This is a genomic window from Citrobacter braakii, from assembly GCF_002075345.1.
In the GTDB taxonomy this organism is placed as follows: Bacteria; Pseudomonadota; Gammaproteobacteria; order Enterobacterales; family Enterobacteriaceae; genus Citrobacter; species Citrobacter braakii.
This window is the reverse complement of the sequence record NZ_NAEW01000008.1, coordinates 1-25,769: the sequence shown is the minus strand read 5'-3', so window position 1 is coordinate 25,769 and position 25,769 is coordinate 1. Positions and strand designations below refer to the sequence as shown.

The window sequence follows — 25,769 nt, the reverse complement described above, 5'->3', positions numbered from 1 at the left end:
GCCGACGCGCATCACATTTTATAACGATTTCAGTCACGTCGTCATAAGCAAATACGATTGTGATACCATCAAAAATCTGCGCTGTAGCCCGGTCAATGGGCATAACCGGATAACAACTTATGAGCGGACTGAAACAAGAGCTGGGACTGGCTCAGGGCATTGGCCTGTTGTCGACATCATTGCTAGGTACAGGCGTTTTCGCCGTCCCTGCGCTAGCCGCGCTGGTGGCTGGCAACAACAGCCTGTGGGCCTGGCCGGTGCTGATTGTTTTAGTCTTTCCCGTGGCGATTGTCTTTGCCGTACTGGGTCGTCATTTTCCCAGCGCGGGTGGCGTGGCGCATTTTGTTGGTATGGCCTTTGGCTCACGCCTGGAGCGCGTCACCGGATGGCTATTTTTGTCGGTGATTCCCGTCGGCTTGCCTGCGGCATTACATATTGCCGCCGGATTTGGTCAAGCGATGTTTGGCTGGCATGACGAACAGCTTCTGTTGGCAGAGCTCGGTACGCTGGCATTGGTTTGGTATATCGGCTCCCACGGTGCCAGCTCTAGCGCTAATCTGCAAACGGTCATTGCCGGATTGATTGTTGCCCTCATTGTCGCCATCTGGTGGGCGGGCGATGTGAAACCTGGCGAAATCCCCTTCCCTGCGATAACCGAGATTGAGCTCCCCGGACTGTTCGCCGCGCTGTCGGTGATGTTCTGGTGTTTTGTTGGCCTTGAAGCGTTTGCCCATCTGGCATCTGAATTCAAAAACCCGGAGCGGGATTTCCCGCGCGCGCTGATGATCGGCCTGCTGCTTGCGGGCTCTGTTTATTGGGCATGCACCGTCGTCGTGCTTCATTTTGGCGCCTACGGTGAGCAAATGGCGGCGGCGGCCTCACTGCCAGAGATCGTCGTGCAGTTATTTGGCGTACAGGCACTGTGGGTCGCCTGCATCATTGGTTATCTGGCCTGTTTTGCCAGTCTCAACATTTATATTCAAAGCTTCGCCCGGCTGGTCTGGTCGCAAGCGCAATATAAGCCGGAAAGTCATCTGGCGCGTCTGTCTCCCCGTTACCTTCCGCGCAATGCGCTAAACGCCGTATTGGGCTGCTGCGTGATCAGTACGTTGTGCATCTATATGCTGAAAATCAATCTCGATGCGTTAATCGTCTATGCTAACGGCATCTTTATTATGATTTATTTGCTGTGCATGCTGGCGGGATGTCGATTACTGAAAGGGCATTATCGCATGCTGGCGGTCATTGGCGGTCTACTGTGTCTGCTGCTGTTGGCAATGGTTGGCTGGAAGAGCCTGTATGCGCTGATTATGCTGGCAGGGCTGTGGCTGTTTTTACCCCGCAGGCCGGATAAGGCGACGTTGACGCCGTCATCCGGCAGATAAGCATTTTGCCGGATGGTGCTCACGCTTATCCGGCCCGCATACTGATGCTTAATCCCGAGGATCGTCTTTATGATCAATACGGTTGCGATCGTCGTCTTTGCGCTGAAATTCGCCATCAAAGGTCTCACCGCCACCGGTTCCGGCGCTAAAACCACCGCCCGGCATACGCGAAAAACGCAAATGCGGCAGCAGTTTCATCGTCAGATGTTTTTGCACCGGGGGTAATAAAAGAAGAAGACCGAGGAAATCGGTGAAAAAACCGGGCAGTACCAACAGCAGACCAGCAATGATCAGCGACACGCTCTTGATCATTTCTGCAGCAGGACTTTCACCAGCCGCCATTTTTTGTTGCATCAGTAAAAAGTTTTTAAATCCCTGGTTACGAACCAGAGACATACCGATAACCGACGTAAAAATAACCAAAATCAGCGTCATCAGGACACCCAGGACATGGGCAACCTGAATAAAAATAGATATCTCTATGTAAACATAGAGAAAAATGGCAAGTAATGGTATCCAGCGCAAAGGGTTCTCCTGTCAATAACAGTCGTTTTTTTCAACGCCTGTCCGATGAATTATGTGACTCGCATCAATTAGATGTTGAGGTGGTTAGCAAAATTTCAAGTCGCTTGTACACTTATTTTTAGTATTAATCCTAAAGGGGTGATCCATTTCACAGAATAATAAATAAGGGGTAAATTCCACGCTTTAAGTGATCCAGATTACGGTAGAAATCCTGAACCAGCATATGATCTCGAGTATCAGACCGATGCAGGGGATAATCGTCGGTCGAGAAACAATCGAAATCACATATATCCTGTGTGTTTAGTCAAATCATTGGCAGCTTGAAAAAGAAGGTTCACATGTTAAACAACATTCGTATCGAAGAAGACTTGTTGGGTACCAGGGAAGTTCCAGCGGACGCCTACTACGGTGTTCACACTCTGAGAGCGATTGAAAACTTCTACATTAGCAACAACAAAATCAGCGACATTCCTGAATTTGTTCGCGGTATGGTAATGGTTAAAAAGGCAGCGGCAATGGCCAACAAAGAGCTGCAAACCATTCCTAAGAGTGTGGCAAATGCCATCATCGCGGCGTGTGATGAAGTCCTGAATAACGGAAAATGCATGGATCAATTCCCGGTAGATGTTTACCAGGGTGGTGCGGGTACCTCCGTCAACATGAACACCAACGAAGTGCTGGCCAATATCGGTCTGGAACTGATGGGGCACCAGAAAGGTGAATATCAGTACCTGAACCCGAACGACCACGTTAACAAATGTCAGTCTACCAACGACGCTTACCCAACTGGCTTCCGTATCGCGGTATACGCATCCATCATCAAACTGATCGATGCCCTGAACCAGCTGCGTGAAGGCTTCGAACAAAAAGCTGTTGAATTCCAGGACATCCTGAAAATGGGCCGTACCCAGCTGCAGGATGCTGTACCGATGACCCTCGGTCAGGAATTCCATGCTTTCAGCGTACTGTTGAAAGAAGAAGTGAAAAACATTAGTCGTACCGCTGAGCTGCTGCTGGAAGTTAACCTCGGTGCAACTGCAATCGGTACGGGTCTGAACACGCCGAAAGAATACTCCCCGCTGGCAGTACAGAAACTGGCTGAAGTCACTGGCTTCGCCTGTGTTCCGGCAGAAGACCTGATTGAAGCAACTTCTGACTGCGGCGCATACGTTATGGTTCACGGCGCACTGAAACGTCTGGCTGTTAAGATGTCCAAAATCTGTAACGACCTGCGTTTGCTCTCCTCTGGCCCACGTGCTGGTCTGAACGAGATCAACCTGCCGGAACTGCAGGCTGGTTCTTCTATCATGCCAGCAAAAGTGAACCCAGTTGTTCCAGAAGTCGTAAACCAGGTTTGCTTTAAAGTCATCGGTAACGACATCACCGTTACTATGGCATCTGAAGCTGGTCAGCTGCAGCTGAACGTAATGGAGCCGGTCATTGGCCAGGCAATGTTTGAATCCATTCACATTCTGAGCAATGCTTGCTACAACCTGCTGGAAAAATGCGTTAGTGGTATCACTGCTAACAAAGAAGTCTGTGAAGCGTTTGTATTCAACTCCATCGGCATCGTTACTTATCTCAACCCGTTCATCGGTCACCACAACGGCGACATCGTCGGTAAAATTTGTGCCGAAACCGGTAAGAGCGTACGTGAAGTTGTCCTGGAACGCGGTCTGTTGACCGAGTCTGAACTGGACGATATCTTCTCTGCACAGAACCTGATGCACCCTGCTTATAAAGCAAAACGTTATACTGATGAAAGCGAACAGTAATCGTGTAGGGTAGTACCGGAGAAGGCACGTCATGATGACGTGCCTTTTTTCTTACTCGAAGTTACTTAAAAACAACAATTTAATATCAACTTGTTAAACAACAAGGAAGGCTAATATGATAGTTTTAGAACTTATCATCGTTTTGCTGGCAATCTTTTTAGGTGCCAGACTTGGGGGTATCGGTATTGGATTTGCAGGTGGGCTGGGTGTTCTGGTTCTTGCCGCTATTGGCGTAAAACCAGGTAATATTCCGTTCGATGTTATTTCCATTATCATGGCGGTTATCGCTGCCATCTCTGCCATGCAGATTGCCGGTGGTCTGGACTATCTGGTTCATCAAACTGAAAAACTGCTGCGTAAAAACCCGAAATACATCACGATTCTTGCACCAATCGTGACCTATTTCCTGACTATCTTTGCCGGTACCGGCAACATCTCTCTGGCAACTCTGCCGGTTATCGCTGAAGTCGCGAAGGAACAAGGTATCAAACCTTGCCGTCCGCTCTCTACCGCAGTGGTTTCTGCACAGATTGCGATTACGGCGTCGCCAATCTCCGCAGCTGTGGTTTACATGTCTTCCGTAATGGAAGGTCATGGCATCAGCTACATTCACCTGCTGTCCGTGGTCATTCCGTCCACTCTGCTGGCCGTTCTGGTGATGTCCTTCCTGGTAACGATGCTGTTCAACTCCAAACTGTCTGACGACCCGATTTATCGTAAGCGTCTGGAAGAAGGTTTGGTTGAACTGCGTGGTGAAAGACAAGTTGAAATCAAAGCTGGCGCGAAAACCTCCGTTTGGTTGTTCCTGCTGGGCGTGATTTGCGTAGTTGTATACGCCATCATCAACAGCCCAAGCCTCGGCCTGGTCGCTAAACCGCTGATGAACACCACCAACGCAATCCTGATCATCATGCTGAGCGTCGCGACGCTGACTACGATCGTCTGCCGCGTTGAAACTGACTCCATCCTGAACTCCAGCACCTTTAAAGCGGGTATGAGCGCCTGTATTTGTATCCTGGGTGTTGCATGGCTGGGTGATACCTTCGTATCTCACAACATTGACTGGATCAAAGATACTGCAGGTAGCGTAATTCAGGGTCATCCGTGGTTGCTGGCTGTCATTTTCTTCTTTGCTTCTGCGCTGCTGTACTCTCAGGCTGCAACCGCTAAAGCACTGATGCCGATGGCTCTGGCTCTGAACGTTTCCCCACTGACTGCTGTTGCGTCTTTCGCAGCTGTTTCTGGCCTGTTCATTCTGCCAACCTACCCAACTCTGGTTGCGGCGGTGCAGATGGATGACACCGGTACAACCCGCATCGGTAAATTCGTCTTTAACCATCCGTTCTTCATCCCGGGTACTCTGGGCGTGCTTTTGGCTGTCTGCTTCGGCTTCTTGCTGGGCAGCTTCATGCTGTAAAACTTTACTGCAGGGTGCCTTCGCGCCCTGCAGTTCCTCCTCCTCATCATCCCGCTTTAACTAACATCCTTCCCTCGTCCGTTGTATAGTGACCACTCTTTAGCTGGTTACTCTGTTCTTTCGAGGTGTTTATGCTTGATGTAAAGAGTCAGGATATTTCCATCCCCGATACCGTTGTGGTGCTCTGTACCGCCCCGGATGAAGCAACCGCCCAGGATCTGGCCGCCAAAGTGCTGGCGGAAAAGCTGGCTGCCTGCGTGACGCTGCTGCCTGGCGCGACCTCCCTCTATTATTGGGAAGGTAAGCTGGAGCAGGAATATGAAGTCCAGATGATTTTAAAAACCACCGTCACACACCAGCAAGCCCTTCTCGATTGCCTGAAGTCACATCATCCATACCAAACGCCTGAACTTCTGGTTTTACCCGTCACTCACGGAGACTTTGATTACCGCTCATGGCTCAACGCATCCTTACGCTGATCCTGCTGCTGTGCAGCACATCTACCTTTGCCGGATTATTTGACGCGCCTGGCCGCTCGCAGTTTGTTCCTGCCGATCGGGCGTTTGCTTTTGATTTTCAGCAAAACCAACACGATCTGAACCTCTCATGGCAGGTTAAAGATGGCTACTATCTGTACCGAAAACAGATAAGCATTACGCCATCTCAGGCCGATATCGCCGAGGTAAAACTACCGCCAGGCGTCTGGCATGAAGATGAGTTTTATGGCAAAAGTGAGATTTACCGTAAACAATTGACTATCCCGGTCACGGTCAATCAGGCTAAATCTGGCGCAACATTAACGGTCACATACCAAGGCTGTGCCGACGCCGGTTTTTGCTATCCGCCTGAAACTAAAACGGTGCCATTAAGTGAAGTGTCTGCCAATACCAGGGCGACACCTGCGCCAGTGCCTGCCACCGATACTTTGCAAGAGAGACCACAACCTGCAACCCAGCTTCCCTTCTCTGCGCTGTGGGCATTGCTAATCGGAATTGGCATCGCATTTACACCTTGCGTATTGCCGATGTATCCGCTGATTTCCGGTATCGTGCTGGGCGGCAAACAACGCTTATCAACCGGACGCGCGCTGCTGCTGACGTTTATCTACGTCCAGGGAATGGCGCTCACTTATACCGCGCTGGGTCTGGTTGTTGCGGCCGCCGGATTGCAGTTCCAGGCTGCGCTACAGCATCCTTACGTCCTGATTGGCCTTGCCGTGGTCTTTACGCTGCTGGCCCTTTCGATGTTTGGCTTGTTCACGCTGCAGCTCCCTTCATCGCTGCAAACACGCCTTACATTGATGAGTAACCGTCAACAAGGCGGTTCCCCCGGTAGCGTCTTTGCGATGGGGGCGATTGCCGGCCTCATCTGTTCTCCTTGTACAACAGCCCCGCTAAGCGCGATTTTGCTGTATATCGCTCAGAGCGGGAACATGTGGCTGGGAGGCGGCACGCTGTATCTGTACGCGCTGGGGATGGGATTACCTCTGATGCTAATTACCGTATTCGGTAATCGTCTGTTACCTAAAAGCGGCCCATGGATGGAACATGTCAAAACCGCTTTTGGCTTTGTCATTCTGGCGCTCCCCGTCTTCTTACTCGAACGCATCATTGGCGACGACTGGGGCGTTCGCCTGTGGTCGCTGTTGGGCGTCGCATTCTTTAGCTGGGCATTTATCACCAGCCTCCAGGCAAAGCACGCCTGGATGCGCATCGTGCAAATTATCCTGTTAGCTGCAGCGCTGGTAAGCGTACGGCCATTGCAGGACTGGGCGTTCGGCGTGCCGCAAGCTCAAACCCAGACACACCTTAACTTCACGCCTGTGGCTTCGGTAGATGCGCTAAATCAGGCGCTGGCACAAGCTAAAGGCAAGCCCGTGATGTTGGATCTGTATGCTGACTGGTGCGTGGCCTGTAAGGAGTTTGAGAAGTATACGTTTAGCAATCAGCAGGTTCAGCAAGCGCTAGGCGACACGGTGCTTTTGCAGGCGGATGTGACTGCAAATAATGCCCAGGATGTCGCTCTGCTGAAACATCTACAAGTTTTAGGTTTGCCGACTATTTTGTTCTTTGACGCCGAGGGGAAAGAGCATCCGGAGGCTCGGGTAACCGGCTTTATGGATGCCACGACCTTCAGCGCACATTTGCGCGATCGCCAACCGTGAGCGACACTTGCAACAAGAAATACGGAGGAGAATACCGTGCAACGTGAAGATGTCCTGGGAGAAGCCCTGAAATTACTTGAGGTTCAAGGGATAGCCAATACCACACTGGAAATGGTGGCCGATCGTATCGATTATCCTCTTGATGAACTACAACGCTTTTGGCCCGACAAAGAGGCCATTCTGTACGATGCGTTACGTTACCTCAGCCAGCGGGTGGATATCTGGCGGCGTCAACTTTTGCTGGATGACACCCTGAGCGCTGAACAGAAATTACTGGCACGCTACACCGCGCTGTCCGAATGCGTGAGCAATAATCGCTATCCAGGCTGCCTGTTTATCGCCGCCTGTACGTTTTACCCCGATCCCGGGCATCCGATCCATCAGTTAGCCGATCAGCAAAAAAAGGCGGCACATGACTTCACCCATGAGCTGCTGACGACGCTGGAAGTTGACGACCCAGCAATGGTCGCCAAACAGATGGAACTGGTGCTGGAGGGCTGTCTGAGCCGCATGCTGGTGAATCGTAGCCATGCTGATGTCGAAACGGCACACCGTCTGGCTGAAGATATCCTGCGCTTTGCTCAGTGCCGTATGGGCGGTGCGCTGACTTAATTCGGATTTCGTAACTTTTGTGAACCGCATATAATTTCGGCAATACCGACATATTAAAAGGAATTATATGCGTCTCGCGCACTGCATTCTCCTCGCAGGTTTTATCTCTGCCCCCCTGTATGCCAATCCATTAAACGGTTTTTCGTTTGCACATAAAGACTGGGAAGTTGCGTGTGATAATACGGGTACCTGTCGGGCAGCAGGTTATAGTGACCATGCGGTAAGCGTACTGCTCACACGTGCGGCTGGCCCCGACACCAGCGTGTATGTCGAGGTTGCTTTTGCACAGCGTACGGCGAATCAACCCTCCCTGAAAGACGCCACGCTTTTTATTGATGGTCAAAAGGAAGGCGCGCTAACGTTTTCCGCAGAGGGATATTTTAAACTCAACTACCAACAGCGAAAGGTGTTTCTGGACGCCTTACGTCAGGACAATACCATTGAGTTTGCAGCAGATGGCGAACGATTACTGCTTTCTAATGCAGGTTCGAGCGCTGTGCTGCTGAAAATGGATGAATTCCAGAAACGCATCAATACCCAAAGCGCTGTGCTGCATCCAGGAGATAAAACCAGTAATGATGTGCTTAACGATGAGCCGGCCCCACTTATCATCACCCAACCCGTCCTCCGCACGCCGGACGTGGAACCATTAACGACCGCGCAGCGACAAAAAATAGAACCCCAAATTAGGGTCACTCCCGAGATGAATTGCCGCGAACTGGAAGAGGGTCAGGAACGCATTTATTACCGCATTCCGGTGGATAAACAACATGTACTCATTCAAACCGAATGCTTTGATAGCTCACGTACCATCCTCTGGCTAACCAATACTGAACTAACTTCTTCGCCTAAACTAATCACGAGTGATGCCAGTGAATATGAGGACGGTGAGATAGCCCGTTTCAGCGATCCCATTCAGCTCTGGGTCTGGGAGGGTAACAACTTCACCTTGCGCGACGAATACCGCAGCGGCGGACAAGGAAACCTTTCTGTTGGCGGTGTCTGGACGCTCCCTACGTTCGTTAGCATCGTACGTTCTCAGTCTGATGTAGACACAGATAACACGGCCCTAAAAACGCTACGTAGCGCCGTAGAGAGCATGCAAAAAAGCGATCCGGGCTTAGAACTGAGCAAAATCGCCAGTCAGTTTCCATTAACCGGTCAAATCACTGATTTCAGGATCTCTTACGCTGAAGACTCAACAGAACCAACCGCGAAACCCTCCCCTGAGATTAGCGATGATGAGTGGCAGGCATTTTCCCGCACAACGTTTAGTGTCGATTCGGAAAATGGAGGCGTGAACTTTACGCTCATTGATCTGGATGACGACGGTAAACGCGATCTCATCATCAACAGCTACGTTGGTGGCACAGGATTATTCAGCTACACCGGCGTACTCAAACGCGGTGATAATGCCTTCGTCGTCGTTAATGGCAAACAGGATGACGATAACTTTGGCGTACCCGGGGCGCTATTTTCGGAGAATGGGCGCGGCGCCAACCAGTGGAGCCAATGGGTGCGCATCAACGGTAAGGTTTACGCTCTCTGGTACAACGGCTTATATAATGAAGAGAAGCTTTATCTGTTGCGTCCATTTAGCCCAGACGAGAAGGCTCCCGTCGTAGCCGTCCACTATCGCTATGAATACGATATGAATTCAATCGAACCACGGGAAGAAGGACAACCCCTACTCCCGAAATTGAATACCAAAGACAAAACAAAGCTCATTACCGAACTGAACAAAATGCAAAGCATTCTTTTACAAAACCAACAGGCAAGCGACGGCGTTTCCCCTATCTGCCCAATCCCTGCCGGTACGTTGCAGGAAGACGCGGACAATTACAGTTCAGGGATTGCAGGGAACTATACGTCTGAACCTGTCGCAGCCATTCCTGTCTGGGTAAATGGGGAGTGCCTTATCGGTTCTGTCGAGAGTTATTTTGGTAGAGGAGAGTTCATCACTCTCGTTTCGCCAAAAGATCAGGATATTGTCGGAGAGTATTCAGTTACCGGCACACGCCATGTAACATCCATTAAAAGTGAATGGGTTCCCCGCGAAGGCGATAACGGCGGGCTGTAATTTTGAGCAAAACCCTCGAGAAAACAGCGAAATCGCTGCATAGTTAAGCAACCGACAGAAAAAGCGAGAAATTTGGTTGACGGGGTGTCCGGATTACGGTTTAATGCGCCCCGTTGCCCGGATAGCTCAGTCGGTAGAGCAGGGGATTGAAAATCCCCGTGTCCTTGGTTCGATTCCGAGTCCGGGCACCACTATTCATAAGGCCTCGCTGAAAAGCGAGGCTTTTTCCTTTTCTGGCTACGGTAGATTTCTGGTCGTTACGGCACGTTAATTGTTTGCTGGATTTCTCGCCATTTTCGCAGATGTTCGTTACTTTTAGACACCTCAACACCCTCTGATGTGTCTCTTCCTTACCCCACTGCTACGGTCTTTCTACGGTCCTCTACGGTTCCTTTCTCTAAGATTATTCATAATGAAGCAGAGAATACTGGGAAATGGGGGATTTCATAATTTACCTTATTTAACAACAAATTACCTGACCCTGCCCCCGGGGGAAGACCGGGGAGACTCCTCTTCAGGCAAGGGGGAAAAACTCAGCGTCATCAACCCCCCTTGTCAGTCGGGTGTTTCCACCATTTACTCCACCTGTAATATTCCTATTTCCCCTTACGATTCTTCGCATCAGCAAAATTCCCCGCTTTCCACGTCATAGTATGATGATTTACCAGTAGAACTGGTAATTGAGTTATGGAGTGACCCCGGGCCCATAGACAAATCTGCCCTATAGAGGTGTAGCAGGAGGGAAAGGGGGGACGGGCTAAACCGCCAGAAAGGTAAAAATAAGGTGCCGCTGGAGCTGCAGCTTTGGTCTGGGGTATGGGACCCCATTAGCAAGTTATCACTTTTATAAAAAATGAAATATATATTGAACGTGGGCCGGGTAATTGAATTATAGCGTAATGCCGGGTGCGAAATTCTTTACGTTATGCTTACATTTTATGACTAAACTTGCAGATACCGAAAGTTAGTTTATATGGCAACCATTACCAGAGAGAGGATTTCCGGATAAATAGAATATAAAATACGACTTGTTTAGCATTCGTTTAGAAATGAAAAGCTTGTATTTTTATGAAATATGATCCAGAAATCTCGCGTTACGAAAAAGAGTGCCACTAAGCGAGATAATATATCGCATAAAATAATAAACATTGTATTTTCTCGTTGATTTAACATATATAGACAAAAATAGTGATTTGTAATTTTCCGTTCTTATAATGGTGGTACAGAAAGACGAAGGACATTTCATATGGTTACTGTAGATGACTGCAACGATAGCGACCTTAATTTAGACAACAAAAATGTGTATCTCAAAGGTGAAATGATCGCTTTACGGGCGAAGGAAAAATGTCTTCTGGAGATTCTTTTAAATACATCTCCGGCCTGTATCTCACGCCAGAAAATTGCAGAGGAAGTATGGAATGGGCGATTTGTAAGTGATTTTACAATAAATCAAACGATCAACTCGCTACGTAGGAAAATTAAGGACAATGATAGGCAATTGATAAAGACGAAGCCTCGGGAAGGTTATGTTATTGATAAGGATATTGCAGCTCTGTTTACGTTCGATAGCGACATCGGTCCCACGTGTGAACCTGAGGATTTAGCATCCAGCGAAGCTAATGCGTTGATCGTCATTACCGACCACTCTGTAAAGCATGAAATGTTAAATAATCATAAAAAAAGTATCAGGGCGCGTAAAAAGCTATCATTAAGGGTCATTGTATTGATGTCACTGTTGTTGGCCTGCAGTATGGCGGGAGTCGGTGTTGGTGTCATAAGGGAATATTCGAAAGATGAAATTAATCAGTTTTATCTTGATGGTGTGAAATTCACTTTTCATAAAGAACGCATAGATTATCAGTTGAACAAAAGGAATGTGAATTGTCATTTAGTCAGAAGGACGCTTGATGATGGCGAAATTGTCGATACCAATACAACGCTCTGCAATACATCGCTTTAAATACTTGATACTACTTGCTGCACTGATCTTTTTTGCTGTTGGCCTTGCCTGGTTTGACGGTAAACGTGAGCAGAGCATTTTTACATCAAGCTACCATGGAATATTGCGGTCAAATGAAAACAATTATGTTGTCAAAGTGAATGTAACCTTTGATATCGACGATAAAATGACTTTTATAAAGGTTACCAGAGATAAAAGCAAACTGGCTGTATCTGAAAATACGTATCGTGCGGAAAGCTATGTTGAATTCAAAACATTATCATTGCAAAAACAGTCTTTTACAAAAGCCACTATCTCAGGAAGAGCTCAGACGACGAGCGGAATGAAAAAATTTGAAGAGACACGTTTTATCCCGGTAGCCATGCATCAGAGTCGGGGGCAGTTTGTACTCATCATGAACAATGAAGATATCTTTCCGATTGAAGCTATAAACGAACAGATAAATGATAAACTGGTCTTTATACTTAAAAGAGATCGCTAGTGATTTTATTTATAGAATAAGGTATTTTATTTATATATTTTTTTTTGATATGACAAAGGAAGTTCAGCGTCTTACTATGCCGTAATCAAGTTAACGCTTGGTGTAAACAAATAACATATTCTTGCTTGTGTCTACTTGATCCTTGAAATAGACCGACTGAATGTTCTAAGTAACCCATTGTTCATAATTGGAATTGACGATGTTAAACAACATGATTATTAAAGCATACACTGCCGCTCACATTCATATGGCACATAAAGTAAATCACCTAGTCGGTGAGAAGGGAATTACTGCGATTGAATATGCCATTATTGGTGTGGCAATGGCTTCTGGTCTGTTCTACATCTTTGATGAGGGTGGATTCCTCGCCTCCTTGGAAGCCGCATGGAAAACAATGTCTACGAAAATCACAGGTGCGGGCAACATTCTGAATAAGTAATTACGCGGTCATAATGAATAACACTGACCAAATTACAGGTCAGTGTTATATGGCCATGTTATATTCTTCATTTGCAGGTTTGATAATTACGTGATCTATGAAATTCTTCTTAAGTTGTATATCGGTATAAAGCTTGTAGCATTGCCACAGACCGTTAACCATTTCTCCCGTGATGCAGGTGTTACTGCGATTGAATATGCCATTATTGGTGTGGCGATGTCAGCAGGATTATATTTCATTTTTTCCCGGGAGGGTGGGGATTTCTTGATCGCCCTTGTATACGCATGGAAAATTATGGAAGTCAAAATAACATATGCTGAAACTATCTTGACAAGAGGAACTTAAAGAATTTTGTTATTATTGTTGGCACTTGAGATAGCGCAGAAGGAAATCTAAAGGTTTATATCTATTTAAAATTAACTTTATTTGCCAAAGGCAGCAAATCATCTTGTCCAAGATACAGATGTAGCAGCGACTGAATACGCTATTATTGGCGTAGCGACGTCTGCATGAGAGTATTATATCTTTGACGTTCATGGAGGCTCTAATGAAAATTTCTATTATATGGGTAGATTGTATGATGCGTGTACGAAAATGGTATTAGTGATGGGTATAATGGGGTGATTACCTCCCGTCATAGGTACTGAACAAGTATGATTCTTTATATTCTGATTGTTTTAACATCCATATATATTATGTGGATGGATATTCGATACCGGCGCATCCCCAACAAAGCCTTGGTTGTACTGCTTTTCATTGGATTTGCTTACTTACTTGGTTTAGATGAAAGCAATTGCTATGTTAGAGGGGGATATATTATCCCAGCGATCACGTTGTCTTGCGGCATTGCATTATCATATAAAAATATTATCGGGATGGGAGATGTAAAGTTTCTTTTTCTGACCTTGTTATTATGTCCTGAGCAATGGCACATAGCTATTCTCTATGTGGTGATTTTTATTGGTGGATGCTGGTCCCTGCTGTGGCATTTTGTCTTGTGCAAAATACCGCCATTGGGAAAAGTTGATATGATTAAAAAAGGTATTCCTTACGGTATACCTATAGCATTAGCTTTATGCACGTTTACTTTTATCGGTTGAATGAAAGGCGAATTATATGCGCTATAGATATATAGCAATTCTGGCTATTGTCGTGATGTTGGTTGGCGTAATGGGTATTTATAAAAAAGGGGCTGATGATAAGCAACCCATCATTGACGAACGCATCGAAAGCGTATATTTCGTGGCGCAGAAAGATATGCAAAGAGGTGAAATTCCTGAAGGTGACTTTTATACCCGAAAAACGATTAAATTTAACCCTGGGCAACGTCCTGATGAACTGGCAGAAGCGCTGGATGAAAAAAAGATGGATGTTTTGCTTAGCGAAGGTGCAATTGCCGAAACTGAAATCAGTGCAGGGCAGGTTTTGACTCTGGAAAATCTTAAGAATTTGCCAGAAAAAATAGATTCTGAACTTATTGCCTTTCCATTATCGGTAAGTGCTGAAAGTATTCTAAATCCCAAAGTAGCTGACTACGGTTTTGTAGACCTTTATTTGATCTCTAACGATAACAAGATCTATCGTGAAGATTTCTACCAGAAGAGAGGTGGCTCAACAGGTAAAGATTACAAAGATACGCGCGTGAAGAAGTTTGCCAGTAATGTCTGGATTGTTAAAAATGCCAAAGACCGGGCTGGGAAAGAAAAAAAATCTAGTCTGCTGGATATTTCTAAGGGTGATACTATTGATAGAAGTTCCAGTAAATTAGATAAAAGCGGCAATGCGCCCGATACCAGAATTGTTTATGCCTATTTTAACAAGGATGACATTGATAGCGTTATTCAGGCCCAGGTTCTGGGGATGTTCTTTGTTTCACCTGTGACAGTGACCATGCTTAACAAGCCGTTAGCAAGTATCAGCGTCGACTCAAGAGAAATAACCGCTGCGGATATTGTTTCTGGTGCGCCACTGGCAGAGAAGAAAATTAAAGTCATCGAGATTCGAGGAGCAAAAAGTTCAAATGGACGTAATTAATAAAACTCTTGGCGGTTTACTGTTGCTCATGTTCAGTCATGCATGCCTTGCACTTGATATTGATGTTAATAAAACGAAAGAGTACAGAGTTGATTTCGACATTGATACAGTTGTTATTGGTTCTCCCGATGTTGCAGATTTCAGAGTGGTGGATGAACATAACATTTATATTTTTGGCAAAACCAGCGGCCAGACCAATATTATTATCAATGGTAAACAAGGGGAAGCGCGTACGCTTCCGATTTCCGTAAATGATTTTCGTGGTCAGGCTACCGTCATCAATACTTTGCTAGCCAATGAAGGTTTCAAAGAAGTTAAAGCTATCGACATGGGAAATTCTTTAACCATCAGCGGCACCGTCAGCACCAGTGAAGATATTGATTATATAAAAGATCTCGTCCAGGAATACTTTAGTGAGGAGCAAATAAAGTACTCACTGTTCACGCAGAAGAATCAACAGATTAAAATACGTGTTACCGTCGCCGAAGTGTCTAAAGAGGTTACCGAGACGCTGGGAATTGATTGGGGCCAGGGGGCTGTCTCCAGTAACGGAAGCGATTTAACCATCAGTGGTGGGCTTTACAGTTCCATGGTAAAAGGAATGAGTTTCAACTCATTAGGCATTGCAATCAATGCACTTGCAAAAAATAATCTTGCCAATGTTCTCACCACACCCAGTCTGACCGTGACGAATGGCAAGACGGCAAGCTTTCATGGCGGCGGCCAGATTCCTATATTTCAACGTAGTGAAAATGGCTCAACGGTTGAATGGAAAGACTATGGTGTTAAACTTAATTTTGCCCCGGTGATAAATACAGACGCATCTATCAGCATGGATGTAACCGTTGAGTCATCACAAATTGGTGGCTATTACAAATATGAAAACACAGAGTTGCCGACCATTAATACCCGAAATGTCGCGACCTCGGTGCGCATGCGCGATGGGGAAAGCTTTGTTCTTGGTGGATTAATTGATAATAACCAAGCTCAATATGTCAACAAGGTGCCTGGCCTGAGTGATATTCCCATGTTTGGTGCATTATTTAAATCTATAGGTTTTAACAGTGGTAGAAGTGAATTGGTGATTTTTGCGACGGTAGAATATATCAAGCCTACCGAAAAAAATACTATTAGTCTCCCACTTGCCAGTTTTTCCAGTCCATGGGAAACTTTTTTCAATATCAATAAAGTGACCCATAAGTCCACGATGGAATTGTTGAAAGAGGCCGATTATGTCATTGAGTAAAAGATTAATAATTGTGCTTGTTAGCCTGGCTGTCAGCGCATGTAGCGTGCCTGATAACTGGTTAAATACCGTGGATGATAATGTTATCATTATCAAGATTACTACCCAACCAGATGCATATACATTTTTAAAACTAGAGCAAATAATTCTTGAGAACGCCGCCAATGGGTTTGTTAATGCGACGGTTTTCAGTAAAAATGAAAATATAAATGCGGCACATGCAATAGCTGTTAACCTTGTAAACACTTATGCTATTAAATCTGAAGTGGTGGTTAGCGATGCAATCCATGATATACAACTACAGCTTAACAAGTACAATCCAAAAGCCTGCTATGTTAATCAGTTGGATGATTTTAACTGGTATAAAAGTAGCACTCGTGAAATACGTGAATACAATCAATCTGAAATTTGTGCTACCAGCATTAACGATCGGCAATTGAGGATTTAGCATGAATTTTGATAAGTTTAAAAAACGTTTTTCTCCAGCTAAAAAGAAAGATTTAGTTATTTATTTTAGTTCCACTAACAAACAAACATCCGAACTAGAAGAAGCGCTTCGTGTCTATGGCATTGGACTGGAATACCATACTGCCACACCAAAGGATACGATCACGATCATTGAAGACTGGGTGTCAACGTCAAGCCGTCTGTGGTTTATTGTAGATGGTACGTCGTACTCCAGCAGCGATATAGAAGAGTTTGCCATGATTCTTCGCGGGCGCTATCCGGCGGTACTGCTTGGTGATAATAATTCCCTAGATGCATCGTGGAACGCAGAAGAACAAGGTTATGCCGCATACTTTATTAATAATGTTGATTTACCCAGACTAACTAAAACCATTCTTAAAGGATTTGGCTATGTCCGGTCGCGAACCTCGATGACGATTGCGATCTGCAATACAACCCCAGATATTAATTTGAGTTATTACGCCTTCAGAGACTTAAAAAAGAATAAAACGCTTAAATCTTACTCAACATTATTTATTAACTGTGATCTGGCTAATATTTATTATGATGCCGATCTGGGCGTACGCGCGAATAAGCAAGCGCTACAACATATAACCCGGGATGGTGAAGAATTAGATTCGCTGTCATCCCGTAAGCTTATTAATGCATTTGATGAGCATTTTGACTACATTTCATTCAATTTATTAATGGATGACATATCTATGAGTGATTCAGATGCGCTGGTTAAAGGCATTGATAACTTTATTGATTCTGTCTCAGATATCTACGGGTTTATTTTTATCAATGTACCCTATTATCTAATGACATCCTCAGCAGGAATGAATTTACTGGATAATAGTGATATACGAGTGTTGCTCACCAATGGTCAAATAGAGTCCATTTATAATCTAAACTTTTTACGTAACAAAATATCTTTTAAGCAAGAAAGCAATGGTAAAGGTAAAGACAAATTGTTCTGCTTACGGCAACCTTTGCACCATGCCGGGTTGCGTATAACCGATAATGATATTCATTCCAAACTTGGGGTTAAGGTTGACTTCTCTACCACCATGTTAAGAGAGGAATCTTTTTTAAGTCGATTCAAAAAAGATAACACCATAAATATCATTGACTTTATTTTCAGGTAAGTTATGCAAATCAAAGAATATGAGAAAGTACGCAGCCTTTTGGTGGAGCGATTAAAAATAGATGGAAATAATGTTGTTGATATTGTTGAAACGCTGGATTCAATTGAGACTCAACTGATTTCAATTCTCGATAGTGAAAATATCATTATCACCAGACGCAATATAGATAAGCTGGTAAAAAGTTACTATGATGATATATTTGGCCTTGGCCCATTGCAGGAGTTGTTAAATGACACCTCGGTAAATGATATTATGGTAAACGGGACATCTTCACTTTATATTGAAAGAGCGGGGAAGTTGATTCGGCTGGAATCTATCTTTAAAAACAACGATCAGATAATGCGCGTTGCACAAAGAATCGTGGCAGCGATAGGCAGACGAGTGGATGAAAGTTCACCGATGGTGGATGCACGCTTACAAGATGGTAGCCGCGTAAATATTATTGTTCCGCCGATAGCTCTGGATGGCTGTACTATCTCAATCCGTAAGTTTAAAGAAGATAAGCTGGGTCTGATGGAACTGATAAATTTTTCTTCCATGACCCCGGAGATGGCGCATTATCTGAGTCTGATGGTGCGCGTTAAAGCGAATATTATTATCTCTGGCGGCACAGGCTCGGGTAAAACGACGTTGTTAAATGCACTCTCCAATGAAATTAACGATGGCGACAGGGTAGTGACAATAGAAGATGCGGCGGAATTACAGATCCAAAAGGCGCATGTTGTCAGACTGGAATCCCGCCCGAAAGGTGTTGACGGTGAGGGCAATATCAGCATACGTGACTTGGTGATTAACTCACTCCGTATGCGCCCGGACCGCATTATTATTGGTGAGTGCCGTGGTGAAGAAGCCTTTGAAATGTTGCAGGCAATGAATACCGGGCACGATGGGTCATTCTCAACCATTCACGCCAATACGCCAAAGGATGCGTTGGTTCGTCTGGAAAGTATGCTGTCGATGGCCAATCCCAATATTCCTACCAGAACATTAAAAGGACAGATCTCTCAGGCTGTAGACATTATTGTACAATGTGCTCGTTTGTCGAACGGTGAACGTAAGGTTACCTGTATCAGCGAGATCGGTGGTATTGAAGGGGATGTGATACAAAGCCAGGATGTTTTCGTCCTTAACAGCGTTAAAAAAAATGATGGTACACAGGTGTATCAGCAACAACGTAATTTTTCGCATTCTCTTCTGGATCGTAAAGTCGCATTTTATGGTTTGCAGCAGGAGTTGAAGGAAATTATCAATGACTAGCTTTTTTGCTTTCATATTTTTTTGTCTCCTGCCTGGCTGGGTTATTTTTAAACGAGTTAAGACTCAATATCTCAACCGCAAGCTTGCTGCGATCATGGGCGATGATTTTATAGAAAGCAAGGCGAAAACAGTGTCTAAAAAGACATTGGGGTCGTATTTTAGTGGCAGTTCGTCACCGGATTTTATTCTTATTTATGGCATTAAGAATGTTGTCACGGCATCTATTCTGACGTTCGGCTACGTATGTTTTGTGGGGTTTTGTTGCATAACGTTTAAGACTTCGCCTTTGACGTATGCGCTGTCTGTTGGGACGACGTTTGCCATTGCAGTTTATGTCGTACGTAAAAAATACCAGAAAGCATTCAGTGACTACTTTGAAGTTCATTTTCCGTATGCGCTGCGATTGATTAGCCGTAACCTCGCCGTGGGCCAAACGCTTTATGCTTCCGTCGATTCAGTTTCGATTAACCTGGCTGGCATTATGCAGAGAGAGTTTAAGCGAATTTCATTGCAGCTAAAAAGCGGAGTCAGTTTCGAAGAAATACTGGATAAGGGCGAAGAAATCTATCCTTACAAGGGATACTATGTTTTTAGCTCTTACCTGAAAATTTCTGTGCAGAAAGGCAGCAGTTTAAAGGATACATTGATGGCTCTGGCGGATGACTTAATTGCCGCACAGATAATCAAAAAGAAGACCAGAGCGCTGACTTCTGAATCGCGTGGGGCTGCTTTTATTCTAGCAACCTTGCCTGCGATAATGCTCGGTGTGATGTATTCTTTTGCACATGCGAATTTTATTTATTTGTTTAATGAACTTTATGGGCGCTATGTTCTGATTTATGTGGTCATTAGCGTTTCGCTAGGTTTTGTAATTATATCGCGGATGATTCAAAAGGTTGAACTGTGATCCAGATAGTTTCCATTATCCTTTTTGCTTTTGGTGTTGTTGTATTCTTCTTTGTTATAAGAAAACAAAAAAAAGAAGAGGAATATTACGATAGATTTTATTTTATCGTTTCTAAACATAATACTATCACAGAGTATTTAAGTTTTTCTAACAGAGCGAAGTATATATTTAACCACCTGAAAGAAAAGATATATAAATTTAACGAAAAGTATCTGAGCCAGACTCAGTTTCATGAGTTGGTAAGGAATGCTGGCTACTATAACCATGAGCAAAGCACCCTGTTCTATCTTGGTGTATTTGCTGCATATTTGGTCTTGCTGGCAATGTTGGTGGTTAAGGCAACGTTTGGTGATATACCTTTCTATGCGTTTCCGGTGTGGAGTACGATTTTTTATATTGGTTTAAAGATACATCTTGAGCGTAAACATAAAAAACAACTTCTGAAGTTCAGAACAAACTTTGTCTATTTTCTTGATCTCATGTCAACCTGCATCAAAACCGGGATGACGTTAACCTCTTCGGTAGATGCTATATCACCCTTGCTTCATCGCTTTTCTCCGTTACTGGGACAAAGTATATCTAACTTTGGTAATACCATAAAATATGCTTCACTGAATGAGGCCTGCGATCGTCTTTACCTAGAAGTTCCCCTTTCTGAAGTTCAGGAGTTTAATTCTACGGTGAAGAACTCGGCGCAGTTTGGGGCGGGCATGCACAGCAGTCTGCAAAACCTTGCGCAAGAGATACGGCAGTTTCATTTTATTGAAACGGAAGAAAAAATTGGTGCAGTGAATGCAAAGATGGGTATTCCATTAATTTTGTTTATCATGTTTCCTATTATTGTGGAAATTATTTTACCTGGCCTATTACGCTCCATGCAAAATCTCTCGTTGGATATGATTTCATGAAAAAGTTTCTTGTTTTATTTGTTCTACTGGCCTGTTCTTGCTCGCAGGTTAATAGTTCCAAGGATACCAGACTAACTGCCGCGCTAGCGGTAGAAGTCGGTGCGCTTGAAAAGGCCCTGGAACTTACTCGGGTGGAGGCTCAAAATAATATTTATGATGTTGATGTTCGCTTCCGCCTTGCTGATATCTATCATCAGCTTAATCGTTACGACATGGAAAATAGCGAGCTGACCGCGCTGAGCAAAATGGTTGATGCCAGTAGCCGACATTATTCCCGTCTGAAAATTGCGCTATTGCGGAACAATTTGTTACGTAATGAGCTGGATAGCGCAATTGAACATTATGAAGATCTCAATCAGTCGAGTTCGGTTCTGGCCGATGAAGATAAAGGGAAAGGTATGATGTATGTAGCCATCGCCTATTGTAAAAAAAATGCTTTTAATACCTGCATAGCACTTCTGGAGAAGGCAAAGCAATTTTTGCCTGGCAATGACGCCCTCGCGCAGAATATCAATCTGGCAAAGTGGATGAAGAAGACTAAAGCCGGTAATGCGACGCCAGTCGCAGATGTTTTTTATCAGGCCTATCAGGAGCAAGATAGTGAACAAATTTTCTCAAATCTGATCCTTAGTCTCGTCAGCGAAGGTAGCACTGGACGGGCTTATGATCTACTTTTAACCCGTTATTCTATCGACGACGCCAATATTATTATGAAAGAACTTAAAGCCAGTAAAATATAAAATATGACCCAGCGTTTAAACGATTTCGAATCTGAGTCAGGAGTTGCATCAATAGAAACCTCTATGGTTTTTTTGATTATCTTTATGTTTATCATGTTTACCTATGAGATATTGAAATTTCAAAATGATATGGCAATGATCGCCTTGAATGAATCCCTGGCCACCGAAAGAAGCGATCTTGCCTTGCTTAAGAGTGAACCAGACAAGTTATCTTTTGATTTTGACGAACAGATAAAATCTCTGGGAACAGGAAACTATTTTAATTCATTGAAATATAAGCCATCTGCCGTCGAGTGTTATAGTGATATTTCAAAAACAACGGCCGAAAAATGTAGTGAAAAAAGTAAAATAATCAAATTTAGTTATGAGGTCAAACGCTTGGCATCTAGTGATGAAATATGCGAGTTATTTGGCCTTCCTGTTGTTCTGATAAGAGAGACTATCGCTGTTAATGACTACTATAGGTGAACGACTTAACTGTGAAAAAGGCAGTGTCGCAGTTGAGGCCGCCTTTGTATTTTTGTTTTTTTCCGGACTTTTTATTTACGCTCTGCAGCAAACTTACGTGATGGTATTAAGTTATAGTGCTGAAAAAACTTCGGCCCAGGTCGCCAGTCTGGTTGCGCAGCGATCCACATTATTTAGTAATAAAAATTTGCAGGCAAAAGATATTGAGCTTTTAAGGCATCATATTCAGGCTCTTGGGGAATCGTCGAAAGAGTTTTTCGATCTTTATGTCGAAGAGGTTGCCTATCAGACAGATGCCTATCAGGTAATCCATATTCCTTCAAAGGACGGGACACAATGTTCTTTGAAAAAAAAGCTATCGGCTTATAGCTTCAATGTTCAAACTTCTTTTGCCAAAAATAACGGAATGTATAGAGTTACCGTCTGCCGTAAAATAAGTAATATGTTTTATTCTGATGGTGATCTCGTTATTGGCAGCAGTTCGGTGATGCCTGGACATCATCATTGATAGAGAATCATAAATGAAATTACAAACGCATTTTTTCTCTGAAAAGGGAAGCTTAATGCCGCTATGGGCTATTGGTGGCATGATGGTGATGATCTCAATATTCTGGGTAGAAAACACTTCATTTTCTATCCTGGACAAACTAAGAAATATCCATATTACCAGCGCTGTCGCTCGGACTTCCCTGATCGATCATGGTCGTTCACAGACAGCGCTTAATGAGATTGTCAGCGCATCGGGTACAAGCCCCTTTAAGTATACGCAGAAGTTCAAGTATGCTTCCGTAGAGGATATGGAGGAGTTGAAAGATAATGATCGGCTGCAGGAAATTATTTCAGCAAGAACAAATACTTCGCAAACCACCACTGTCCCCTTTGAAACATTGAATGATTCGCTGCACTTAAGCAAACATCTCAATATTACTTCTCTGGATAATACGGTTAAGGTCCTTCATCCTTTAAATATACATCTGGCCGTTGAAAGTACTCCTGAAAATAAACCGAATATGAGCCGCGTTAGTCAGCCCCTTTATAATGCCATAAAACGGTTAACGGGTGATGCTGCGGATACCAGGGTCAATATTATTCCCTATTCTTATCGCGTCAATAATGCCGGTAGATGTTATACGGGAATTAACCGTGGTGACGACTTTAGTTTTGTCTGGTGGGAGAACGCTTTTAGGGAGGAAGATCTTCTGACATCCTATAAGTCGCAACTTACCTCTGCAAAAAATAACTTTTCCAGTACCAATAGTTCTATCGTTACTCTGGACAGAAAGTTAGCCGATCTTAAGAAAGAACAGGCTAAGTATAAACCGGGCACCGAAGAGTATGCTGAGTTGCAAAAGCAAATTGATTCAGTTAATAACCAGTTGACTTCGCTTACCAATAGCCTGCCGCAGCTTGAGGCTAGCATTGATAATGCTCAGGAAAAGGTAGATAAACAAACCAAGGTTGTTGAAGACCTCCAGGCAAGTGAAAACTATATAAAATTCCTGCCGTTGGCGCAGCACTATGCAAAGCGCTACCAGAATTATCGCTATTTCGAAGATTACACAGATGAGGTAGCAAATCAGGGTGATTTTTCCATGCCCGAAGAGAACTATTCTCAGTCTGCGTCGAAAATCACGTTATCGCCAACGGTTCACTATGCACTTTCTGTCTCCAGAAATAATTATTTTGGCGACACGAATACCTGCCCATCGACTGTGGTTAGCAGCAATATGTCCTCACCGGAAAGCGTTAAATCCGCGCTTAACTCAATAGACTATTCCGGGAAAGATCTGTTGGCGCTGGAAGGGTTGCTTTGGGCCGGAAGAAGTTTTTTTTCGGGGAGTTCAAGCCTTACCCGCAATGTGGTGATTATGTTTATCTCAGGGAAAGATGATTCCATCGATCCAGAAACCTTAGCTGGCGTTCAGGAAGCTTGTACAACCATCAAGAATACCTTCTCTTCAGGAAAGGTAAGTAAACTCGTGGTGGTGGCACCGGATGCGGATGCTGCTGATAACTATGTGGCTTTGCAATGCGCCACGAGCTGGAATAACGATACCGGCTTTATTTTTCTTGATAATTATGTCGATGATTTCGACAAAGAAATCGAAACGCGTTTTATACATTATTTTTCCCAGGAGTCGACGACCCGTAATGTCAATGGTTAAATATTATTTCATCTGCTTCTCGTTTATATCGGGTATATCCTTTGCAAAGCCGATGGAGGGAATGACGACTTTTAACTGTGAAAACCGCAGTGTGACTCATTCCAACTCTCTAATAAAAAACAAAAAAAATGACGCCTTGAATTATGATGGTACAACGCGCACCGTCATTTCCCAGGAGGCTATTGCGCGAGCGAAGAAAACACGTTTGTTTTTGGATCATCTTGATAAACTCTGTTCGCCCCGTCTTGCGGGCGAGCAAAGTAACTATATGGAAATCCTTCAAAACCAGCTGAAAGTGAGTCCGCAGCTGATTGGCAGCGTGTACTTTTCTCCTGCTAGCGCGCATGCGAATCGAAATCGGCAAGACCTCAGCAATATACGTAATGCCATTGCGCAATATTCGGCTGAGGATTATATACTGTTGATTGTCGGTAGTACGGATGCTACAGGGGAAGATTCTTTTAATGACTGGCTGTCTTTAAGGCGAGCACAGTACCTTGCTCATCAAGTAGTGGCAAAGAATTTTGATACCTTTCTTATTCCCTTGGGCAAAAAGGGAGCAACCGATGAGCGTCTAGAGAGCAATCCACGCTTCAGACGTGCTGACCTTTATTTGCTGAAAAAAGGTATTTAACTTCATACTTAATGCAAGTATCGTCTGACAAAACTGTAGTGGTCAAGTAGTATTGGCCACGGTTTACAGTAAAAATGGTATCTGTTCTCTGATTCTTCTGGGGGCAGCCCATCACTATAATGGTGAGGTCGGAATCGCCAGGAATCAGATCAGATATTGCTGGGGATGTAATTACTTTGCTTGCTCTGGATGAGGTTCTTTCATCTAATTCAACATAGATGTCAGACCTACGAAGCTACACTGTAATAAGCCATCCATGCTCAATGGTAGATATCTGGTAGCTCCGAAACGCCTCATTTGAACCTCATTTAAGGCTTGTAGCGCCCAACTGAAACATTTTACTTAAGGTAAACCAGTAAAGGGCTGTCAGTTCTACTAGATCGTTTGGTATTTTTTTAAGGGATTGAAAATCCCCGTGTCCTTGGTTCGATTCCGAGTCCGAGTCCGGGCACCACTATTCTAAAGAACCCGCCCTAGAGGCGGGTTTTTGCTTTTATAGTTTCTGATACTTTCCAACCGATCATCTCTCAATATCTTTACTGCTCTACCCCTCACAAAATCCATACGTAAGATTAGTCGTGCCTTTTAACAAGCTGACATCTGGCTTCTATAAGAAGATGGGGTTTAACGTGACGGGACGTACAGAAGTGGACGATCTCGAGCGACACAACCCCGTGCACGGATAGCAGGCAATGTGCTGCCGGGAGAGCCTGGTGTGCTGCGCTTCCCAGGCCTGCACACCGGTTACAACATGATGGGCTGGATAAAATGGTACGCTGCATCCGGCGATTTTCATTCCGCACAGACGCAAAAAAGCCCATCCGGCAGGATGGGCTTCTTCACTTATTTGATGCCTGGCAGTTCCCTACTCTCGCATGGGGAGACCCCACACTACCATCGGCGCTACGGCGTTTCACTTCTGAGTTCGGCATGGGGTCAGGTGGGACCACCGCGCTACAGCCGCCAGGCAAATTCTG

General features: G+C 44.6%; 25 protein-coding genes, 1 tRNA gene, 1 rRNA gene and 1 pseudogene. 26 read left to right on the top strand and 2 right to left on the bottom strand.

Going from position 1 to position 25,769, the window contains the following annotated elements:
* The first annotated feature begins 119 nt into the window (after positions 1 to 119).
* Entirely contained in the window at positions 120 to 1,385 is a 1,266-nt protein-coding gene (yjeH, locus tag BZK42_RS17410) for an L-methionine/branched-chain amino acid transporter (RefSeq protein WP_080859574.1), read from the top strand.
* 48 nt (positions 1,386 to 1,433) lie between these two features.
* Here the strand turns inward: yjeH and BZK42_RS17405 are convergent, their stop codons facing one another.
* Entirely contained in the window at positions 1,434 to 1,910 is a 477-nt protein-coding gene (locus BZK42_RS17405; protein ID WP_016151389.1) for an FxsA family protein, read from the bottom strand.
* Positions 1,911 to 2,248: 338 nt separating this feature from the next.
* Between BZK42_RS17405 and aspA the strand changes: the two genes are divergently transcribed.
* From aspA to BZK42_RS29685, 25 genes and pseudogenes are all read left to right on the top strand, one after another.
* A complete protein-coding gene (aspA, locus tag BZK42_RS17400; protein WP_016151388.1) occupies positions 2,249 to 3,685 on the top strand; it encodes an aspartate ammonia-lyase in 1,437 nt (478 codons plus the stop codon).
* A 115-nt stretch (positions 3,686 to 3,800) separates the two neighbouring features.
* The gene (gene dcuA, locus BZK42_RS17395; RefSeq protein ID WP_016151387.1) at positions 3,801 to 5,102 is read left to right on the top strand and encodes an anaerobic C4-dicarboxylate transporter DcuA; all 1,302 of its coding nucleotides are present in this window, start codon (positions 3,801 to 3,803) and stop codon (positions 5,100 to 5,102) included.
* 131 nt (positions 5,103 to 5,233) lie between these two features.
* A complete protein-coding gene (gene cutA / locus BZK42_RS17390; RefSeq protein WP_003025447.1) occupies positions 5,234 to 5,581 on the top strand; it encodes a divalent cation tolerance protein CutA in 348 nt (115 codons plus the stop codon).
* A complete protein-coding gene (locus BZK42_RS17385) occupies positions 5,557 to 7,266 on the top strand; it encodes a protein-disulfide reductase DsbD (protein WP_080859573.1) in 1,710 nt (569 codons plus the stop codon). The genes cutA and BZK42_RS17385 overlap by 25 nt, the downstream gene beginning before the upstream one ends.
* A gap of 36 nt (positions 7,267 to 7,302) precedes the next feature.
* Positions 7,303 to 7,878, top strand: coding sequence for a transcriptional regulator (locus tag BZK42_RS17380; protein WP_016151385.1), 576 nt, complete (start codon positions 7,303 to 7,305; stop codon positions 7,876 to 7,878).
* 67 nt (positions 7,879 to 7,945) lie between these two features.
* The gene (locus tag BZK42_RS17375; RefSeq protein ID WP_080859572.1) at positions 7,946 to 9,958 is read left to right on the top strand and encodes a DUF1176 domain-containing protein; all 2,013 of its coding nucleotides are present in this window, start codon (positions 7,946 to 7,948) and stop codon (positions 9,956 to 9,958) included.
* 115 nt (positions 9,959 to 10,073) lie between these two features.
* Positions 10,074 to 10,149: transfer RNA gene (locus BZK42_RS17370), tRNA-Phe, on the top strand.
* Between the two features lie 1,055 nt (positions 10,150 to 11,204).
* Positions 11,205 to 11,918 carry a winged helix-turn-helix domain-containing protein gene (locus BZK42_RS17365; protein ID WP_053390126.1) on the top strand — a complete coding sequence of 238 codons (714 nt, stop codon included), beginning with the start codon at positions 11,205 to 11,207 and terminating at the stop codon, positions 11,916 to 11,918.
* Positions 11,866 to 12,399 (top strand): hypothetical protein, encoded by a 534-nt coding sequence (locus tag BZK42_RS17360; RefSeq protein WP_053390127.1) that lies wholly within the window; start codon positions 11,866 to 11,868, stop codon positions 12,397 to 12,399. Before BZK42_RS17365 ends, BZK42_RS17360 begins: the two co-directional genes overlap by 53 nt.
* 199 nt (positions 12,400 to 12,598) lie before the next feature.
* Entirely contained in the window at positions 12,599 to 12,838 is a 240-nt protein-coding gene (locus BZK42_RS17355; RefSeq protein ID WP_053390128.1) for a Flp family type IVb pilin, read from the top strand.
* 90 nt (positions 12,839 to 12,928) lie between these two features.
* Positions 12,929 to 13,183, top strand: coding sequence for a hypothetical protein (locus BZK42_RS17350; RefSeq protein WP_053390129.1), 255 nt, complete (start codon positions 12,929 to 12,931; stop codon positions 13,181 to 13,183).
* A gap of 308 nt (positions 13,184 to 13,491) precedes the next feature.
* Positions 13,492 to 13,938, top strand: a complete 447-nt coding sequence (locus BZK42_RS17345) for an A24 family peptidase (RefSeq protein ID WP_053390130.1) — start codon at positions 13,492 to 13,494, stop codon at positions 13,936 to 13,938.
* Positions 13,939 to 13,954: 16 nt separating this feature from the next.
* Positions 13,955 to 14,872 carry a hypothetical protein gene (locus tag BZK42_RS17340; RefSeq protein WP_053390131.1) on the top strand — a complete coding sequence of 306 codons (918 nt, stop codon included), beginning with the start codon at positions 13,955 to 13,957 and terminating at the stop codon, positions 14,870 to 14,872.
* Entirely contained in the window at positions 14,859 to 16,118 is a 1,260-nt protein-coding gene (locus tag BZK42_RS17335) for a type II and III secretion system protein family protein (RefSeq protein WP_053390132.1), read from the top strand. The genes BZK42_RS17340 and BZK42_RS17335 overlap by 14 nt, the downstream gene beginning before the upstream one ends.
* On the top strand, positions 16,105 to 16,566 hold the full coding sequence (locus tag BZK42_RS17330) for a hypothetical protein (RefSeq protein ID WP_053390133.1): 462 nt from the start codon (positions 16,105 to 16,107) through the stop codon (positions 16,564 to 16,566). The genes BZK42_RS17335 and BZK42_RS17330 overlap by 14 nt, the downstream gene beginning before the upstream one ends.
* Position 16,567: 1 nt before the next feature.
* Positions 16,568 to 17,713 (top strand): hypothetical protein, encoded by a 1,146-nt coding sequence (locus BZK42_RS17325; RefSeq protein ID WP_053390134.1) that lies wholly within the window; start codon positions 16,568 to 16,570, stop codon positions 17,711 to 17,713.
* A 3-nt stretch (positions 17,714 to 17,716) separates the two neighbouring features.
* Positions 17,717 to 18,970 carry a TadA family conjugal transfer-associated ATPase gene (locus BZK42_RS17320; RefSeq protein ID WP_053390135.1) on the top strand — a complete coding sequence of 418 codons (1,254 nt, stop codon included), beginning with the start codon at positions 17,717 to 17,719 and terminating at the stop codon, positions 18,968 to 18,970.
* Positions 18,963 to 19,877, top strand: a complete 915-nt coding sequence (locus tag BZK42_RS17315; RefSeq protein WP_065554869.1) for a type II secretion system F family protein — start codon at positions 18,963 to 18,965, stop codon at positions 19,875 to 19,877. The genes BZK42_RS17320 and BZK42_RS17315 overlap by 8 nt, the downstream gene beginning before the upstream one ends.
* Positions 19,874 to 20,785, top strand: coding sequence for a type II secretion system F family protein (locus BZK42_RS17310; protein WP_065554868.1), 912 nt, complete (start codon positions 19,874 to 19,876; stop codon positions 20,783 to 20,785). The genes BZK42_RS17315 and BZK42_RS17310 overlap by 4 nt, the downstream gene beginning before the upstream one ends.
* The gene (locus BZK42_RS17305; RefSeq protein ID WP_053390202.1) at positions 20,782 to 21,525 is read left to right on the top strand and encodes a tetratricopeptide repeat protein; all 744 of its coding nucleotides are present in this window, start codon (positions 20,782 to 20,784) and stop codon (positions 21,523 to 21,525) included. Before BZK42_RS17310 ends, BZK42_RS17305 begins: the two co-directional genes overlap by 4 nt.
* 3 nt (positions 21,526 to 21,528) lie before the next feature.
* Positions 21,529 to 21,993 carry a hypothetical protein gene (locus BZK42_RS17300; protein WP_141244102.1) on the top strand — a complete coding sequence of 155 codons (465 nt, stop codon included), beginning with the start codon at positions 21,529 to 21,531 and terminating at the stop codon, positions 21,991 to 21,993.
* On the top strand, positions 21,977 to 22,501 hold the full coding sequence (gene tadF / locus BZK42_RS17295) for a tight adherence pilus pseudopilin TadF (protein WP_053390204.1): 525 nt from the start codon (positions 21,977 to 21,979) through the stop codon (positions 22,499 to 22,501). The genes BZK42_RS17300 and tadF overlap by 17 nt, the downstream gene beginning before the upstream one ends.
* Positions 22,502 to 22,514: 13 nt before the next feature.
* On the top strand, positions 22,515 to 24,158 hold the full coding sequence (locus BZK42_RS28735; RefSeq protein WP_158083364.1) for a hypothetical protein: 1,644 nt from the start codon (positions 22,515 to 22,517) through the stop codon (positions 24,156 to 24,158).
* The gene (locus BZK42_RS17285; RefSeq protein ID WP_158083363.1) at positions 24,145 to 24,792 is read left to right on the top strand and encodes an OmpA family protein; all 648 of its coding nucleotides are present in this window, start codon (positions 24,145 to 24,147) and stop codon (positions 24,790 to 24,792) included. The genes BZK42_RS28735 and BZK42_RS17285 overlap by 14 nt, the downstream gene beginning before the upstream one ends.
* A 587-nt stretch (positions 24,793 to 25,379) precedes the next feature.
* Positions 25,380 to 25,478 (top strand): annotated as a pseudogene (locus BZK42_RS29685) (acetyltransferase); the annotation flags it as partial.
* A 166-nt stretch (positions 25,479 to 25,644) separates the two neighbouring features.
* On the opposite strand, the gene rrf reads toward BZK42_RS29685, so the two are convergent.
* Positions 25,645 to 25,760, bottom strand: a 5S ribosomal RNA gene (gene rrf, locus BZK42_RS17280).
* Between the last annotated feature and the right edge of the window lie 9 nt (positions 25,761 to 25,769).

Bases quoted from the DNA above. Each gene is read 5' to 3' on its own strand.
- yjeH (WP_080859574.1), top strand. From the start codon at position 120: ATGAGCGGACTGAAACAAGAGCTGGGACTGGCTCAGGGCATTGGCCTG.
- aspA (WP_016151388.1), top strand. From the start codon at position 2,249: ATGTTAAACAACATTCGTATCGAAGAAGACTTGTTGGGTACCAGGGAA.
- dcuA (WP_016151387.1), top strand. From the start codon at position 3,801: ATGATAGTTTTAGAACTTATCATCGTTTTGCTGGCAATCTTTTTAGGT.
- cutA (WP_003025447.1), top strand. From the start codon at position 5,234: ATGCTTGATGTAAAGAGTCAGGATATTTCCATCCCCGATACCGTTGTG.
- BZK42_RS17385 (WP_080859573.1), top strand. From the start codon at position 5,557: ATGGCTCAACGCATCCTTACGCTGATCCTGCTGCTGTGCAGCACATCT.
- BZK42_RS17375 (WP_080859572.1), top strand. From the start codon at position 7,946: ATGCGTCTCGCGCACTGCATTCTCCTCGCAGGTTTTATCTCTGCCCCC.
- BZK42_RS17365 (WP_053390126.1), top strand. From the start codon at position 11,205: ATGGTTACTGTAGATGACTGCAACGATAGCGACCTTAATTTAGACAAC.
- BZK42_RS17360 (WP_053390127.1), top strand. From the start codon at position 11,866: ATGATGGCGAAATTGTCGATACCAATACAACGCTCTGCAATACATCGC.
- BZK42_RS17355 (WP_053390128.1), top strand. From the start codon at position 12,599: ATGTTAAACAACATGATTATTAAAGCATACACTGCCGCTCACATTCAT.
- BZK42_RS17345 (WP_053390130.1), top strand. From the start codon at position 13,492: ATGATTCTTTATATTCTGATTGTTTTAACATCCATATATATTATGTGG.
- BZK42_RS17340 (WP_053390131.1), top strand. From the start codon at position 13,955: ATGCGCTATAGATATATAGCAATTCTGGCTATTGTCGTGATGTTGGTT.
- BZK42_RS17335 (WP_053390132.1), top strand. From the start codon at position 14,859: ATGGACGTAATTAATAAAACTCTTGGCGGTTTACTGTTGCTCATGTTC.
- BZK42_RS17330 (WP_053390133.1), top strand. From the start codon at position 16,105: ATGTCATTGAGTAAAAGATTAATAATTGTGCTTGTTAGCCTGGCTGTC.
- BZK42_RS17325 (WP_053390134.1), top strand. From the start codon at position 16,568: ATGAATTTTGATAAGTTTAAAAAACGTTTTTCTCCAGCTAAAAAGAAA.
- BZK42_RS17320 (WP_053390135.1), top strand. From the start codon at position 17,717: ATGCAAATCAAAGAATATGAGAAAGTACGCAGCCTTTTGGTGGAGCGA.
- BZK42_RS17315 (WP_065554869.1), top strand. From the start codon at position 18,963: ATGACTAGCTTTTTTGCTTTCATATTTTTTTGTCTCCTGCCTGGCTGG.
- BZK42_RS17305 (WP_053390202.1), top strand. From the start codon at position 20,782: ATGAAAAAGTTTCTTGTTTTATTTGTTCTACTGGCCTGTTCTTGCTCG.
- BZK42_RS17300 (WP_141244102.1), top strand. From the start codon at position 21,529: ATGACCCAGCGTTTAAACGATTTCGAATCTGAGTCAGGAGTTGCATCA.
- tadF (WP_053390204.1), top strand. From the start codon at position 21,977: ATGACTACTATAGGTGAACGACTTAACTGTGAAAAAGGCAGTGTCGCA.
- BZK42_RS28735 (WP_158083364.1), top strand. From the start codon at position 22,515: ATGAAATTACAAACGCATTTTTTCTCTGAAAAGGGAAGCTTAATGCCG.
- BZK42_RS17285 (WP_158083363.1), top strand. From the start codon at position 24,145: ATGTCAATGGTTAAATATTATTTCATCTGCTTCTCGTTTATATCGGGT.